This is a genomic window from Hymenobacter sp. FMD4 (assembly GCF_058932745.1).
On record NZ_JBZYWH010000009.1, the window covers coordinates 1 to 15,154 of the forward strand.

Annotated in this window: 11 protein-coding genes; all 11 read left to right on the forward strand. The window is 57.0% G+C overall.

The genetic code is table 11. The features are described 5' to 3' along the window. Nucleotides 1-73 precede the first annotated feature (73 nt). The 11 genes from AC5FXY_RS10450 to AC5FXY_RS10500 all read left to right on the forward strand — a co-directional run bounded on the left by AC5FXY_RS10450 (nucleotide 74) and on the right by AC5FXY_RS10500 (nucleotide 15,093). Nucleotides 74-529, forward strand: a complete 456-nt coding sequence (locus AC5FXY_RS10450; RefSeq protein WP_493556616.1) for a BLUF domain-containing protein — start codon at nucleotides 74-76, stop codon at nucleotides 527-529. 144 nt (nucleotides 530-673) lie between these two features. Continuing rightward, nucleotides 674-2,536, forward strand: a complete 1,863-nt coding sequence (locus AC5FXY_RS10455; RefSeq protein WP_493556617.1) for a sensor histidine kinase — start codon at nucleotides 674-676, stop codon at nucleotides 2,534-2,536. Between the two features lie 292 nt (nucleotides 2,537-2,828). Then, nucleotides 2,829-4,535, forward strand: coding sequence for a circadian clock protein KaiC (gene kaiC / locus AC5FXY_RS10460; protein ID WP_493556618.1), 1,707 nt, complete (start codon nucleotides 2,829-2,831; stop codon nucleotides 4,533-4,535). Nucleotides 4,536-4,571: 36 nt separating this feature from the next. Next, nucleotides 4,572-4,892 (forward strand): circadian clock KaiB family protein, encoded by a 321-nt coding sequence (locus tag AC5FXY_RS10465; protein WP_493556619.1) that lies wholly within the window; start codon nucleotides 4,572-4,574, stop codon nucleotides 4,890-4,892. A gap of 9 nt (nucleotides 4,893-4,901) precedes the next feature. Next, nucleotides 4,902-5,237 carry a circadian clock KaiB family protein gene (locus tag AC5FXY_RS10470; RefSeq protein WP_493556620.1) on the forward strand — a complete coding sequence of 112 codons (336 nt, stop codon included), beginning with the start codon at nucleotides 4,902-4,904 and terminating at the stop codon, nucleotides 5,235-5,237. Then, nucleotides 5,230-6,945, forward strand: a complete 1,716-nt coding sequence (locus AC5FXY_RS10475; protein ID WP_493556621.1) for an ATP-binding protein — start codon at nucleotides 5,230-5,232, stop codon at nucleotides 6,943-6,945. Before AC5FXY_RS10470 ends, AC5FXY_RS10475 begins: the two co-directional genes overlap by 8 nt. Before the next feature lie 58 nt (nucleotides 6,946-7,003). Next, complete coding sequence (locus AC5FXY_RS10480) at nucleotides 7,004-7,426, forward strand: response regulator (protein ID WP_493556622.1); 423 nt, start codon at nucleotides 7,004-7,006, stop codon at nucleotides 7,424-7,426. 746 nt (nucleotides 7,427-8,172) lie between these two features. After that, the gene (locus tag AC5FXY_RS10485; RefSeq protein ID WP_493556754.1) at nucleotides 8,173-10,911 is read left to right on the forward strand and encodes a DNA gyrase/topoisomerase IV subunit A; all 2,739 of its coding nucleotides are present in this window, start codon (nucleotides 8,173-8,175) and stop codon (nucleotides 10,909-10,911) included. A 176-nt stretch (nucleotides 10,912-11,087) separates the two neighbouring features. After that, a complete protein-coding gene (locus AC5FXY_RS10490) occupies nucleotides 11,088-11,867 on the forward strand; it encodes a hypothetical protein (RefSeq protein WP_493556623.1) in 780 nt (259 codons plus the stop codon). Between the two features lie 143 nt (nucleotides 11,868-12,010). Continuing rightward, nucleotides 12,011-13,492, forward strand: a complete 1,482-nt coding sequence (locus AC5FXY_RS10495) for a L,D-transpeptidase family protein (protein ID WP_493556624.1) — start codon at nucleotides 12,011-12,013, stop codon at nucleotides 13,490-13,492. A gap of 197 nt (nucleotides 13,493-13,689) precedes the next feature. After that, complete coding sequence (locus AC5FXY_RS10500; RefSeq protein WP_493556625.1) at nucleotides 13,690-15,093, forward strand: L,D-transpeptidase scaffold domain-containing protein; 1,404 nt, start codon at nucleotides 13,690-13,692, stop codon at nucleotides 15,091-15,093. Nucleotides 15,094-15,154: the final 61 nt, after the last annotated feature.

A 15,154-nucleotide genomic window follows, 5' to 3' on the forward strand; every position in this document is an offset into this window, starting at 1 on the left:
CAAAGCCAACCACACCGTTCTTTCGTAATTAGTTCTTTCCTCATGAGAGCATGAGGCTTAGTTGCCGCTTTGAATGAACCACATTATTTATATGAGTCAGGCCGTAAGGCCTTTGTCTGATCAGGACCTGCAGGAGTTGCTGGAGCAATGCCGCCGCGACAACGCCCGCCACAACGTCACCGGAATTCTGTTTTACAGCCACGGCAAAATCGCCCAGCTGATCGAAGGCGAAGCCGATATTATTCGGCCGTTGTTTGACAAAATTTCCTGCGACGGGCGTCATTCCAACGTCATCAAACTAACGGACAAGCCAATTACCGGCCGCAGCTTTAAAGGTTGGTCAATGGCGTTCCATCCCTTAGAAGCGGATGGCTTTCAGGAATTAACTGACTTTCTGTTGCCTGATCACGTGCCCGAAACGCCCACTACGCTTTCCATCGCCGATGCCCTCATTGTGGACTTGATCCGGCAAGCTGTTTTCGGGGCTGGTAGTACGGCCGCCGCCACAGCTGAAACAGTGGCTCCCTGAAAGCTGTCTAACAACTAAGCATGGAAGGCGACGCCAGTGCAGCGTCGTTGCTTCCCCATTTGTTTTTACCAAGCTCCGATTCGAGCAGGCCCGGCCTGCTTGATGCTGCCCTTATTACGTCTATTACACATCGGCTTTCCAAGTATGCACGATCAGCAGCTCCAACACATCCTCCGTCACGTGCCGGCGGGCATTGCCACGCTGCTGGGGCCAGAGTTGCGCTACGGATTCGTAAATGAGGCCATGCAGGCATTGCTGGGAGGCGAAACGCCGGAAGGCAAAGCGCTGACCGAACATCCGGAGGTGCTGCCCGCCGACTTGCTGGAAGTAATGCAGCAGGTATACCAGTCGGGCCGGCCATTTGTGGCGAAGGCCCACGGCATGCCTTTGGCTTGCCCCGAAGGAGGCGAACCAAGGCAACGGTACTACGACATCGCGCTGGAGCCACTAAAAGACGATGACGAAGCGGTGCAGGGCCTGCTTGTGTTTGCGGTTGACGTCACCACGCAGGAAGAGTCGCGGCAACGCGCCCACGAGCTTGCCCTCGAAACCCGTCGGCTTGATGCCCGCCTGCGGGTGCTCACCGAAACCGCTCCCCAGATTACGTTCACGGTGGATGCCGGCGGGCATATCGAATACGTCAGCCCGCAGTGGTACTACTTTACCGGGCAGCCACCCACGGCCGATCTGGACGCTATCTGGCCATTGCTCATCCATCCCGATGACCGGCTGCGCGTGCTTTATCAATCCCAGGCGGCGCGTGCGGCCGGGATTGGGTGGAGTTTTGAATACCGCCTGCGCCGCCACGACGGGCAGTACCGCTGGCTGCTGAGTCGCGCCCTGCCGGAGCTGCATGCCCCTGATAAACCGGTGTATTGGCACGGAGCAGTAACCGAAGTGCATGACCAGCGCGAACTGGCTGATGTGCTCCGCCGCGGCGAGGCCGAGCTGCGCTTCTTGGCCGATAGCATTCCGCAGCTTATCTGGACGGCCACGGCCGAGGGCTTTATCGATTACTACAATCAGCATACTGCCGAATACACCGGCCTTACCGCCGATGAACTGGGCCCCACTGGTTGGGTCGCTCTGCTGGAACCATCGGAGCAAGCAACGGCGGCCCGGCGCTGGGTACACAGCGTGGCTACCGGCGAAAGTTACGAGGGCTTGTTCCGGATGTGCCGCCACGATGGGCACTACCGCTGGCACATCATCCGGGCGCGGCAACTGGCCGATATGCGCGGCCCCCGCTGGTTTGGGGCCTGCACCGACGTGGACGATCAGTACCGCCTGCGCGAAGTGCTGCAGGCTCAGTACGACGAGCTGGCCCGCACCAACCGCGACCTGGATACCTTCGTGTACGCTGCCTCGCACGATTTGAAGCAGCCCTTGCATAACCTGCGTGGCTTGTTTGATGAATTGCGCCGCACGGCTACTTTTCAGGATGACGAACAGGAATTGCTGCTGGGCATGGTGGACGGCGCCCTGCGTCAGCTGGACACTACTCTACAGGAGTTGGCCGCCACCGTGCAGGATAAGCGCCAACTGACGGCCCCTGCCGAAGTAGTGGACCTGCGCAGCGTGGTCAAAGAAGTATTGCTTGGCCTGCGCCCGCAGATGGAGGAAATAGAGGCCGTAATCGAGCTGGATTTTGCGGCCATGCCCACGCTGCTGTACGGCCGCGCCAATCTGCGTAGCGTACTTCACAACCTGATCAGCAATGCACTGAAATTTGCGCATCCCGACCGACCGCCGCAGGTAAAAGTAGCCAGCAGCCAATCCGCGACGGGCAATCCGGTGCTAATGGTTCGGGATAATGGCTTGGGCATGGATGCCCAGGAAACCACGGATCCTATTTTTCAGCTGTTCGAGCGGCAGCATCCGCACATTGCGGGGGCTGGCGTAGGGTTGTATCTGGTGCAGCGCATCGTGCATAGCCACGGCGGGCACGTTGAAATCGATAGTAAAGTGAATGAAGGAACGACCTTCACGGTATACTGGTTTGAGTAGGCTGACGCAACGCCCTTGGGCCAGTATAAGCTACTGCTAAGCCTGCCTCTTTGGTCGCATTGTGGGTAGGACAAAGCCTCTGTAAAGCTTGTTGAGGGCTGCGCCAATGCCGGTTTGCCTATCTTAGGGAATTGTTTGGGGCATTTTCAGATGCTCCCTCCCATTTCCATGCCCGCGCATTTTACTTGTTACCGGGCTTGTCTTCGTTGTCTATCTTGTCGTTCTGCGCTAGCTGCTGACTGAAATCAGTAGGGGTGCGGCATCATTCCAACATTCTTTTCAGCAAGCTATTATGCCCCTTGCCGTACCTGCTTTGCCCCAACTGCCAAAGGCCCCGACCGGCATCGATGGACTCGATGAAATTACGGAAGGCGGCTTGCCCAAAGGTCGTCCTACGCTGGTTTGCGGCAGTGCCGGCTGCGGCAAAACCTTGATGGGAGTGGAGTTCCTGGTGCGCGGCATCATGAGCTTTGACGAGCCGGGCGTACTAATGGCCTTCGAAGAAACGGCTGACGAGTTGACCGCCAACGTTACTTCCTTGGGCTTTGACCTGAATGCGTTGCAGGCCGCCAACAAGCTCAAAATCGACCACGTACACGTCGACCGTTCCGAAATAGAAGAGACGGGGGAGTACGACTTGGAAGGCCTGTTTATTCGTTTGGGGCACGCCATCGATTCCATCGGCGCCAAGCGTGTGGTGCTGGACACCATCGAGGCGCTTTTTTCGGGCTTTCCCAATCAAGGAGTATTGCGCTCCGAGATTCGGCGCTTGTTTCGTTGGCTCAAGAACAAAGGCGTAACCACCATTATTACTGCGGAGCGCGGTGAAGGCTCGCTCACGCGGCAGGGCCTGGAGGAATACGTATCGGATTGTGTGATTCTGCTCGACAACCGCGTAATCGAACAGATTACAACCCGCCGTTTGCGCATCGTGAAGTACCGCGGCAGCACGCACGGCACCAACGAATATCCTTACCTGATTACGGAAGATGGGATTTCGGTGCTGCCGGTTACGTCTTTGCAACTGGCCCACGAAGTGTCCGATGAGATTGTATCCACGGGTATTCCCAGCCTGGACGAGATGTTTGGCCTACAGGGCTTCTATAAGGGCAGCAGCGTACTGATTACGGGTACGGCCGGTACGGCCAAAACTACGCTGGCTGCCGGCTTTGCGCACGAATGCTGCAAGCAGGGGCTGCGGTGCTTGTTTTTTGCTTTCGAAGAATCGCCGCAGCAGCTGACTCGTAACATGCGTTCCGTCGGCATCGACCTTGCCCCATGCTTGGAGCAGGGCTTGTTGCGCATAGAAGCTTCGCGGCCTACGCTCAACGGGCTGGAAAAACACTTGGTGACGCTGCATAAGTTAATCGGCGAGTTCAAGCCGGAAGTCGTGGTTATTGATCCGATCAGCAATTTGATTACCGTCGGCAACATTGCCGAAGTACGCAGCATGCTCACGCGGCTCATCGATTACTTGAAAGTCAACAACATCACGGCCTTGTTTACCTCGCTCATCAGTGGACGCAATGTGCAGCAGGAGATGACCGAGGAGGGCGTGTCTTCGTTGGTGGATGCATGGATCAGCGTGCGCGACTTGGAAGGCGTGGGCGAGCGAAATCGGGGCATCAGCATTCTGAAGGCGCGCGGCATGGCGCACTCCAATCAGGTGCGGGAGTTTATCGTTACCGAACAAGGCATTCAGTTGCTGGATGTGGTTATCGGGCCGGCGGGTATCGTTACGGGGGCCAGCCGCCTCACGCAGCAGCTGCAGGCCCAGGCCGAAGCCATGGCCCAGCAAGCCGAAGCCGAGCGCAAAGACCGGGAGCTGGAACGCAAGCGGCGCGTACTGGAGGCAACCATTGCCAACCTGCGCACCGAGTTTGAGACGGTAGAAGAGGAACTGCGCCAGATCAACCATGCCGAGCAGGAGCGTCAGCACGCGCTTGACTCCGGCCGCCGGCGAATTGCCGGTCCTGCCACCAACACCCCGGCTTCCTAGCCGCCCGTTCTATCCCCACATTCGTACACACACCTAATGCAGGCACAGGCCACTACACTTACACCGATGGACGAGGAAATCTGGGAATTGCGCCTGTACGTCGCCGGTCAGACCATAAAATCAGTTACCGCGCTGGCCAACCTGAAAAAGTACTGCGAGCAGCACTTGAAAGGCCGGTACCAGATCGAGGTCATTGATTTATTGCTGCACCCGCAACTGGCAGAAGGCGACCAGATTCTGGCCATCCCTACGTTGGTGCGGAAGGTGCCCAAGCCTATCCGCAAAATCATCGGTGACTTATCAAATCAGGAACGCGTGTTGGTCGGGCTAGATATCCGGGCGGTCGAGAGCAAATAGCGCCGCACGATGGAAGCTGAACAACCAGACGGGACCGGCCCCGAATATGTGCTGCACCTGTATATCACCGGTGCCACGCCCAATTCGACGCGGGCCGTGCGCAACATCAAGGAAATCTGTGAGCAGTACCTGAAAGGGCGCTATGAGCTGCTGATCATGGATATCTATCAGCAACCGGAGCTGGCCCAGCAGGACCAAATCATTGCGGCTCCCACGCTCGTCAAAAGACAGCCGGGCCTCGTGCGTTGGCTAGTAGGGGATTTATCCAACCGGCGCCGGGTGCTGCACGCCCTGGGCTTGTACGAGGAGGCCAACGAAGCCAGTGAAGCAAGCGACCATGCCTAACGCCCAGTTACTTACTGCCGACGAGCTGGCCCGCCAAAATGAGGAGCTGCGTTATCAGCTTCAGGAAGCCGAAGAGCTGATTACGGCCATCCGTTCCGGGGCCGTGGATGCCTTGGCCGTGCAGGGCCCCGACGGAGCCCGTATTTTTACGCTGGAAGGCGCCGACCAAGGCTACCGCACCCTCATCGAGCAGATGAACGAGGGCGCTTTGCTGCTGAGCGAAGACGCCACCATCTTGTACTGCAATGCTTGCCTGGCCGGGTGGCTGCAGTTGAGACTAGAAGAAGTTATTGGCGGCTCGTTTACCGCGTATGTCCCCGATGACTTCAAAGCGTATTGGGCTAATCTGCTAGCACAAGGCTGGGCTGGTAAAGCCAAAGGTGAAATGCCGCTGCAGGCTCAGAACGGCTTGTTGTTGCCCTTCCTGCTGTCGATGAATGTGTTGATGTTCCACAAAACGCCTGTTTTGGCCGTCATCGTCACTGACTTATCGGCCCAGCGCGAAATCAGCAACATCCAGGCCCGCGTAACCGAGCAAAACGAGCTGATCCAGCGCACCAACGAGGAACTGAAGCGCGAAGAGGCGGCCCGGATGGCGGCCTCACACACGGCTGCTGAGGTCTCCCGGGTGCTGGAAGGCATTCCGCATATTGCCTGGACGGCTAACTCCGAGGGGAAGAATACTTACCTGAATCAGCGGTGGTACGATTTCGCCGGCAAAAGCCAGCGGCCTCCCGACAATACCTTGTTCAGGGACTTGCTACATCCCGACGACCTGCCGGCCGCGGTAGCTAGCTGGCAGCACAGCCTGTGCACCGGCGAGGCATTAGATATTGAGTGCCGCATCCGTAACCACGCCGGGGAATACCGCTGGATGCTGGGCCGGGCGCTGCCATCCCGCAACGAGCGGGGCGAAATCATGCAGTGGATAGGTGCCTACACCGACATTCACGAGCACAAGCTGGCGCAGCAGCGCATTGATGCGGCCCAACTGCAGCTGCGGGAAAACAACGAGCAGTTGCGCCGGGCCAATGTCGATCTGGACAATTTCATCTATACCGCTTCGCACGACCTGAAAGCGCCGATCAACAATATAGAAGGCCTATTACAGGCCTTGCTGATCGAGCTGCCGCAGGCCATCGGGGAAGGGGAGACGGTACGCCCGCTGCTGAGCATGATGCAAAACTCAGTGGACCGTTTCAAGCGCACCATCGAGCACCTGACGGAGGTCACGAAGCTGCAGAAGGAGCACGAACCATCCACCGATTTGGTCGACCTGGCCGTGGTTATTCATGAAGTCACGCTGGACTTGGCTCCCTTGATCCAGGAAGCCGGAGCCGAGCTTGACGTGGACCTGCGGGCTTGCCCGCGCATCTCGTTCTCGGAAAAAAACCTGCGCTCCGTGGTGTACAACCTGCTCAGCAACGCGCTCAAATACCGGAACCCCGACCGCACGGCGCTTATTCGAATGCACTGCCGCCGAGAGGCCGAGTTCGTAGTGCTGGTGGTGCAGGACAATGGCCTCGGGCTGAACCTAGCCAGCAGCCAAAAGCTTTTCTCTATGTTTCAGCGCTTTCACGACCACGTCGAAGGGTCAGGAATTGGCTTGTACATGGTAAAAAAAATCGTTGAAAACGCTGGCGGCCGCATCGAGGTGCAAAGTCAGGTGGGCGTCGGATCCACCTTTTCTGTTTATTTCCGACAATAGTTCGTACGAGTACTGTTGTTACTCTCCTTCGCCCCAGATTGAGGAACCCCACCCATTTATGCCCAAGCTTGATTGCATTCTTCTGGTCGATGACGACCAAACCACCAATTTCCTCAACCAGCTCCTGCTGAAGCGACTGGATGTGGCCGAGCAGGTATTGGTAGCCGTCAATGGCCAAGAGGCCCTTGACGTGCTGATGGCGCGCTACCAGGACGTCGTGGATGTGCCGCCCGTGTTGGTGTTGCTGGATGTAAAGATGCCGGTGATGGACGGCTTTGAGTTCTTGGCTGCCTATTCCCAGTTGCCGCTCGCCCAGCAGAATGCCATCGTCATCGTGATGCTTACCACCTCGCTGCACCCACTTGATGTCGAGCGAATGCAACAGCTTAATATCGGTGGCTTCCTGAATAAGCCCCTGACTCAGGAAAAGCTCCAAGGAGTATTGGATCAGCATTTCAAGGAACTCTACCTAACAAAGTAGTAGCGCTAGCTAAGCACCTTTGCCGCTGCTGCCGACCTTGGTCGGCAGCAGCGGCCTTTTTATTTATTCCTGAATCAGGAAAGCAGGAACTGCAACCTGTGCAGTCTGCGTCGGTTAGCCACCATGGCAGACCTTGGCTAAGCAATACAAGCTTAGGGCCAGTTTATGTATGACCTGCAGCCATAAACTGAGGGCAAAATTGATTAGTAATTTCGTGCAGAAAAGCCGGTTGAGATGCGGCTAATGCTAAAAAAATTAGGAACTTTATTCGCCGGTGCTACCGTTCAAATTAATGCATTCTGGGCAGTATGCGGTACTTTTGAATACCATATATAGGACTTAGCACGTCCCTAAAACGCGCAGTTGCTTTTTTCTCCGTAGCTTTTGGGTCTTACTGATGAGTTAACCAGTACGTTTTTCGCCTTCGCACCATTCCGGCGCAAGGCTTGTTTTGAGGAGCCTTTGGGAGCGGCACGCCCCGAAGAGAGGTACAAGAACATAACCGTGGTCAGACCACACCCCTTCGAGTGTCAAACGACAACCACATCCCCGACGACCTGAACCTGAACGGCCAAGACCCCGAGTTGTTTGGCGTCGGCGACACCATTGATTTTGGGGCCGCACCCGCCGCGGCCGACCTTACAAATGCCGCTAGCACGGCCGACGATGCAGAAGCCGCTGAGCTGCCTGATGGCGAGTTGCTGACTGATACCGACCTGGTGGAAACTGAGGAGGTAGCCGAAGCCTTGCCCGAAGAAGCCGACTTCAAGCCCGGCGAAACCGTGCACGACATCAGCTCCATCGGCGGCATGTACCAGAACTGGTTTCTGGACTATGCCTCGTACGTAATTCTGGAGCGTGCTGTGCCCGCCATCGAAGACGGCCTGAAGCCCGTGCAGCGCCGCATTCTGCACGCCATGAAGGAAATGGACGATGGTCGCTTTAACAAAGTGGCCAACGTTATCGGGCAGACCATGCAGTACCACCCGCACGGTGATGCGTCCATCGGCGACGCCATCGTGAACCTGGGCCAGAAGGACCTGCTGATCGAAACGCAGGGCAACTGGGGCGACGTGCGCACCGGCGACGGCGCTGCCGCCCCGCGTTACATCGAGGCCCGCCTGTCGAAGTTTGCCCTCGACGTGGTTTTCAACCCTGACACCACTGAGTGGCAGGCCAGCTACGACGGCCGCAAGCGCGAGCCGGTGACGCTGCCCGTCAAATTCCCGCTGCTGCTGGCCCAAGGGATTGAAGGCATTGCCGTTGGCCTCAGCACTAAGATCATGCCCCACAACTTCCGCGAGTTGTGCAAGGCCAGCATCGACGTGCTCAAGGGCCGCGACATTGTGCTGTACCCGGACTTTCCCACCGGCGGCCTTTGCGACATATCGAACTACAACGGCGGCCTGCGCGGCTCCAAGCTACGCCTGCGCGCTACCATCGAGAAGTTCGACAAAACGATGCTCGTCATCCGTGACGTGCCCTATGGTACCACTACCACGGGCGTGATGGAGAGCATTGTAAAGGCCTCGGAAGCCAACAAGATCAAAATCAAGAAGGTAGTGGACAACACGGCTGCCGTGGTTGAAATCCAGGTGCACCTGCCCGCGGGCGTGTCGCCGGACCTGACCATGGACGCGCTCTACGCCTTCACCGACTGCGAAATCAGCCTGTCGCCCAATACCTGCGTCATCATCGACGAAAAGCCGCGCTTCGTGGCGGTGGAGGACATGCTGCGCCTGAGCACGCAGAAGACGCTGCGCCTGCTGGAGCGCGAGCTAGAAATTCGGCAGGAAGAGCTGCAGGAAAAGTGGCACTCGGCTTCGCTGGAGAAAATCTTCATCGAAAACCGCATCTACCGCCGAATCGAGGAGTGCGAGACCTGGGAGCAGATTCTCGAAACCATTGATGCGGGCCTGAAAAAGTACGTGCGCATTCAGGGCGAAAAGGAAAAGGCCAACGACACGCGCATCGTGCTGCGCCGCGCCATTACCGAGGACGACCTGACGCGCCTGACGGAAATTCGCATCAAGCGCATTTCAAAGTACGACGGCTTCAAGGCCGATGAGTACATCCAGAAGCTGGAAACCGAGCTGGAGGAAGTGGCCGACAACCTGGCCAACCTCACCCGCTACGCCATCCGCTATTTCGAAGGCCTGCTGAAGAAATACGGCGACGGCAAAGAGCGCAAAACCGAACTGCGCACGTTCGACGTGGTGACAGCCCAGAAAGTAGCCGTGGCCAACCAGAAGCTGTACGTGAATTACCAGGATGGCTTCGTGGGCTACGGCCTGAAGAAGGGCGGTGATGAGTTGGTGAAAGAAGTTTGTGCTTGCTCCGACCTCGACGACATCATTGCCATCAAGCGTGACGGCTCGTTCGTGGTAACCAAGATTGCGGAGAAGACCTTCGTGGGCAAAGACATTCTGTACGCCGGCGTGTACAACAAGAACGACGACCGCCTGGTGTACAACATGATCTACCAGGACGGCCCGTCGCAGATCAGCTACGCCAAGCGCTTCCTCGTAACCGGCATCACCCGCGACAAAGCTTACGACCTGACCAAGGGCGGCAAAGGCTCCAAGGTGCTGTACCTGACGGCCAACCCCAACTCCGAGTCGGAAATTGTTTCGATACAGCTTTCCGACAAAGCGCCGGCCCGGGTCAAGCAGTTTGACTTCGACTTCTCTGAACTGGCCATTAAGGGCAAGGGCTCGATGGGCAACATCGTGACCAAGCAGCCCGTGAAGAAAATTACGCTCAAGTCGCGCGGCGATTCCACGCTGGGCGGCCGGGAAATCTTCTTCGACGAAGTGGTAGGCCGTCTCAACAACGCCGGTCATGGTCGTTTCCTCGGTTATTTCGACACCGACGACACCATCCTGCAGGTAAACAAAGACGGCAGCTACAAGCTAACATCGTTTGAGCTGACCAACCATTACGACCTGCGCAACATTGTATTGATGCGCAAGTTTGAGCCGGATCTGGTCATCAACGCGGTTTATGTGGAAGGCGAGACGAAGACCTACTACGTCAAGCGCTTCCGTGTCGAAACCAGCACCGTCGACAAGCCCTTCCTGTTCATTCCCGAAACCAAGGGTACGCATCTCGTGTGCGCTACCTGTGGCGTGGTGCCCGAAATAGAAGTGAAGGTGCAGAAGGAAAAGAAAGGGGAGAAGCTTACTGAGCGCATTCACCTGCACGAGTTCATCGACGTGAAAGGCTGGAAGGCGATGGGCAACAAGCTCAACTACTTCAAAGTGCTGAGCGTGGAACTACTCACCGACGAGGGTCCCGAGCCGGAGCGTAAGTCACAGGTGAAGAAGAAGGGGCCGGCCACTATTCCGCGCCCCGCTACTGCTCCCGTGGCAGAGGAAGAGCCCCTGCCCGAACTCGACGGCCCAGTGGACATTTCGCCTGAGGAAGTTGCGCAGTCGCAGGCCCTGCTCCAGCGCCGCCCCAAAACCCAGATGACGCTTTTTTAGGCAAGTATTAAGCGGGTAGTCTACTCGGCCCGGCATCATTGTCTTGCTTCGGCAAGCAATGGTGTCGGGCCGCTTTGTAGGCAGCTTTTAGCGTCAGAATCCGTATCTTACTCTACCAATTATCTTGGCTGTCAATGCTTATCCGTAATTTTTGCGCTGCCTCAGTTTCCCGCTTTATGCTGGGAGTGGCTTTGCTGTGCGGAGCAATTCCAGCTGCTGCTGATGATCCGGACCTGCCGGTGTCAGTAAGTAAAGATGTGCAGGCAATGCTGCTCGAAGCTCAGCAGCTTCAGCAGCAGCATAAGGAGTCGGCTGCTTTGGCTCGCTACGAGCAAATTATAAAGCAGTTTCCGCGTACCTACGAAGCATTGTGGCAAGCTGCTGTCATCAGCGTCCGCATTGGGCAGCGATATACCGATGAAAGTCGGCGCGGCGCCTATTACACAGCAGCCCGCCAATACGCCGATCGGGCGTATGCGGTGAATCCACAGGGGGCCGAGGCCAATTATGTAGTGGCTTTGACGCTGGCTCAGCAAGCCACCATGCAAAGCGCACGGCACCGATTGAGCTTGTACAAGAGCATGAAAAGCTACGCCCAACGTGCCGTACAGCTAAATGAGCAGCTCCCCGACGCTTGGCAAGTGCTGGGGCGCTGGCATTACCGGCTGGCTCACCTGAACTTGATTGAGCGTGCTTACTATCGTTTTTTCCTGGGTGGGGTGCCTAGCGGCGCTTCCAATACGGCCGCAATGGACGCCTTGCGCAGAGCGCGTAATCTGGACCCTTGCCGCATTCAGTTCTGCTACGACTTGGCCCGGGTGTACCAAAACCAAGGGTTGCGGGAGTCGGCCGTGACGGTGCTGGAGGAAGCCGTGCAACTGGAGCCTGTTACTAGTGAAGAGCTGGAAATGAGCCGCCGATGCCGTAAGCTGCTCCAGCAACTGCAAAGCACGTAACTGCATCTGCCGCATCGACGTTCACAGACCTAAGTGAGAGAGACTTAACGGCCTGATCTTTTGGTCTGTTCAGCAAGTTCTTTTGCCGCTAGTGTGTTACCTTATAATCAGTGGGCCGGATCAAGCCGAGCCGCTGCTGTGCTATGGTTCGATGGCATGTTTTGGCAAGGCCGCAACCGTGGGTATGGTTGATCATTCTGGTGGTTGCCTCGTTCCCAGCATCAGCGCAGTCCGATGGTGAGTTGACAGCGCTACTACGCCAATACTGCGGAGCTGATAAGGGGCCTGCTGATAAGGAGGCTAGTGGCCAAACGCAGCTTCAGGCGCAGACCAACCGCTTTTATCATTCCGTGGGGTATGCACCAGTCTGGACAACGCCAAAAGGCGTTACGCCGGCAGCCCTGGCCGGCCTGAAGTTACTGCAACGGGCTCCTGAATTTGGGCTTTGGCCCCAAGACTACAGCGCCCCGGCCATTAGCGCACTGTATGATTCATTAGCTACCGAAGCCGCGCCTGTTATCCAGCTACGGCGGCGTACCGAAGCCGAAATAAGGCTGACGGAGGCGCTTATTCAGTTCTGCTCTCATTTGCGGCGTGGGCGCTTGCAGCCCGAAACGTTGCTACCGGCTTCCGTTGCTCCTGATTCTGTCTTTGATCCGGTTACCCGGCTACATGCCGCCCGCCGAAGCGGAAAGTTCTCCCAGGAGCTATTGGCAGTGCAACCGCAGACGCGCAGCTACGTGCGCTTGGCTTGGGCCTGGCAACGGGTGCTTAAGGCCGATTCGGCCGCGGCTAGGCGCTTGAATTGGAAAGTGGCTGCAAATCTGGAGCGCCTGCGCTGGGAGCCAGCCAATGATTCGGTGTACCTGGTCGTTAACATTCCTGCCTATCAGCTGCATATCATTCGCGGTGCTGCCATTATTAGAACGCACCGCGTAATTGTGGGCGGCCCCAAAACACCTACGCCCGAGGTCTATAGCCGCATCAGTTTTTTCGAGACTTCGCCACAGTGGAAGGTGCCACAGAGCATCGTGATGAGCGAGATTATGCCAGCCGCTCGCCGGAATCCCGGGTACTTGGAGCGGCACAACTACGTGCTTTACAACCGGCAGGGCCAGCGGGTATCGCCTAGCAGTATCGACTGGAAAAAGGTGTCCGCTGAATCATTCCCTTACTCGGTGCGCCAAACCGCTTACCGGGGAAACGCCCTGGGCAATGTAGTATTCCGGTTTTCTAACCCGCACGATATTTTTCTGCACGATACGCCGGTCCGTAAGCTTTTTCAACAACAGATGCGGGCGCTGAGCCACGGGTGCATTCGGGTCGAGCAGCCTTTGCAACTAGCTGTATTTTTTCTGCGACGTGATTCGGAAAAGGCGCAGAATCGCATCGTACGCATGTGGGACAGTGTGTACGGGGGCTATAGCAAGTATTTCCCCCTGCGTCAGCCCATGCCCATTTACATCCGGTACCTCACTTGCCACGCCGACTCCGGCACTCAGCTTATTACCCTGCCCGACATCTACGAACGCGACGGGGAGCTGATTCGGGCTTTGCAGCAACAGGGCCAGCAGCTTACAGCGGCTCAGGCGGAAAATGTGTTGTCGCTGCCCACGAGCGAATAATGCCCGAGGCGGGTCGAAATTATTCGCTTAGCAAAAGCCTCCGTTCAGCAAGCACAAGCTCCTATTGGGCGATTTAACCCTGTAAATGCCCTCCGGTTTTAGTCACTTCGTGGAGAAGTGCAGCAGCAAGCTACTCAGTCAGGCTTAGCGAAACTGCCTTCCCCGTTGGAATGCGAGCTACCCGGATAATCTTCTTCTTGTCTTTCATCGCTGCCAATTTGTTGGCTGCGGCTAAGGTGCAAGCGAATTCGTTTTTCGCTACTTCACTACGGCAGGCCATTCAGGCCGATAGCGCAATGCTACGTGCGCAAGTGGCCACTGAGCCTGTCGCACGTTTTTATACTGCTCTTCAGTACCAGCCCGTTTGGACCGATAGCCTGGGCTGCCGTCCCAAAGGCAAAGCCGTGCTTCAGCTCCTGGCTCGGGCCGCTGAATTTGGCCTCGTTCCTGGTGAGTATCTCACGCCCAACTTGCAGGCCCTTGTTGACACCCTGCAGCCTCGCGAACTAGATGGGCCTGCCCTGCAGCGTCGCATCGAGTTGGAGTTGCGCCTGACCGTAGCTGTGTTGCGTTTCGTTACGCACCTGCACAGCGGCCGTCTTGTACCCTATACCACTCAGCCGGCCTCGTGGGCTGTCACTCCTGGTTTCGATGCCGTTAATACGCTGACACGGGCGCTCCGCAGCAATACGTCGCTGACAAAGGCCATCTTGGCCGTTCAGCCCCGCAGCCGCAGCTATGTTCGCTTGCAGTGGGCTTGGCAAAAGCTCATGCAGACCGACAGCCTGAAGGCGGCTTCCTTGACGCGCAAAGTAGCTGTCAACTTGGAACGCCTGCGTTGGGAGCCAGAATCCGACTCCATTTACATCGTGGCCAACATCCCGAATCAAACCCTGCAGGTGGTGCGCGGAGCTTCAGTAGTCAGCAGCCACCGCATCGTGGTCGGACGTCCCGAAACGCCCACGCCTGAACTGGCCAGCCGTATCCATTATTTCCAGACGGCACCCGAGTGGCGCGTGCCCAACAGCATTGCGACCAAAGAAATGCTACCCCGCCTGCGTCGGAATGCTAACTACTTGGCTGAAAACGATTTGCGTCTGTACGATTTGGCTGGTAAGCAAGTAGATGCTAAGCGCGTTAAGTGGAGCACTATCACGGCCGAAAACTTTCCGTTCCAGATCCGGCAGATGCCGAGCAATGATAATGCGTTGGGAAATATTGTGTTCCGTTTCGCCAACGACCACGACGTTTACCTCCACGATACCCCCAAGCGCAAGCTGTTCGAGCAGTCGGCCCGGTTGCTCAGCCACGGCTGCATCCGCCTCCAGCGCCCCGCCGACCTTGCTGCTTTCCTGTTGCAGCGTGATGGAGGCAAAGATAACCAGAACCGCGTGGAGAAGCTGCAAAACAGCATCGAAAGCAGCACGCCGAAGGTATTCTCCCTGCGCTACTCCATGCCCATCTTGGTTCGCTACCAAACCTGCGACACCGATGGCAACCAACTACGCAGCTTGCCTGATGTGTACGGCCGCGACGCGGCTCTGGAAGACGCGTTATTCAATTCACAAAGCGAACTGCTGACGGTAAACACTGGTCGCTAAATCGAGGGCGTGGCAATGCGGCTACCAGAAGCGTACCTTTGTGCTTCAAATTGTCCGTGTG

What these genes read in the sequence shown, in the direction of transcription:
- AC5FXY_RS10450 (WP_493556616.1), top strand. Translation starts at nt 74, where the DNA reads ATGAACCACATTATTTATATGAGTCAGGCCGTAAGGCCTTTGTCTGAT.
- AC5FXY_RS10455 (WP_493556617.1), top strand. Translation starts at nt 674, where the DNA reads ATGCACGATCAGCAGCTCCAACACATCCTCCGTCACGTGCCGGCGGGC.
- kaiC (WP_493556618.1), top strand. Translation starts at nt 2,829, where the DNA reads ATGCCCCTTGCCGTACCTGCTTTGCCCCAACTGCCAAAGGCCCCGACC.
- AC5FXY_RS10465 (WP_493556619.1), top strand. Translation starts at nt 4,572, where the DNA reads ATGCAGGCACAGGCCACTACACTTACACCGATGGACGAGGAAATCTGG.
- AC5FXY_RS10470 (WP_493556620.1), top strand. Translation starts at nt 4,902, where the DNA reads ATGGAAGCTGAACAACCAGACGGGACCGGCCCCGAATATGTGCTGCAC.
- AC5FXY_RS10475 (WP_493556621.1), top strand. Translation starts at nt 5,230, where the DNA reads ATGCCTAACGCCCAGTTACTTACTGCCGACGAGCTGGCCCGCCAAAAT.
- AC5FXY_RS10480 (WP_493556622.1), top strand. Translation starts at nt 7,004, where the DNA reads ATGCCCAAGCTTGATTGCATTCTTCTGGTCGATGACGACCAAACCACC.
- AC5FXY_RS10490 (WP_493556623.1), top strand. Translation starts at nt 11,088, where the DNA reads ATGCTGGGAGTGGCTTTGCTGTGCGGAGCAATTCCAGCTGCTGCTGAT.
- AC5FXY_RS10495 (WP_493556624.1), top strand. Translation starts at nt 12,011, where the DNA reads ATGGTTCGATGGCATGTTTTGGCAAGGCCGCAACCGTGGGTATGGTTG.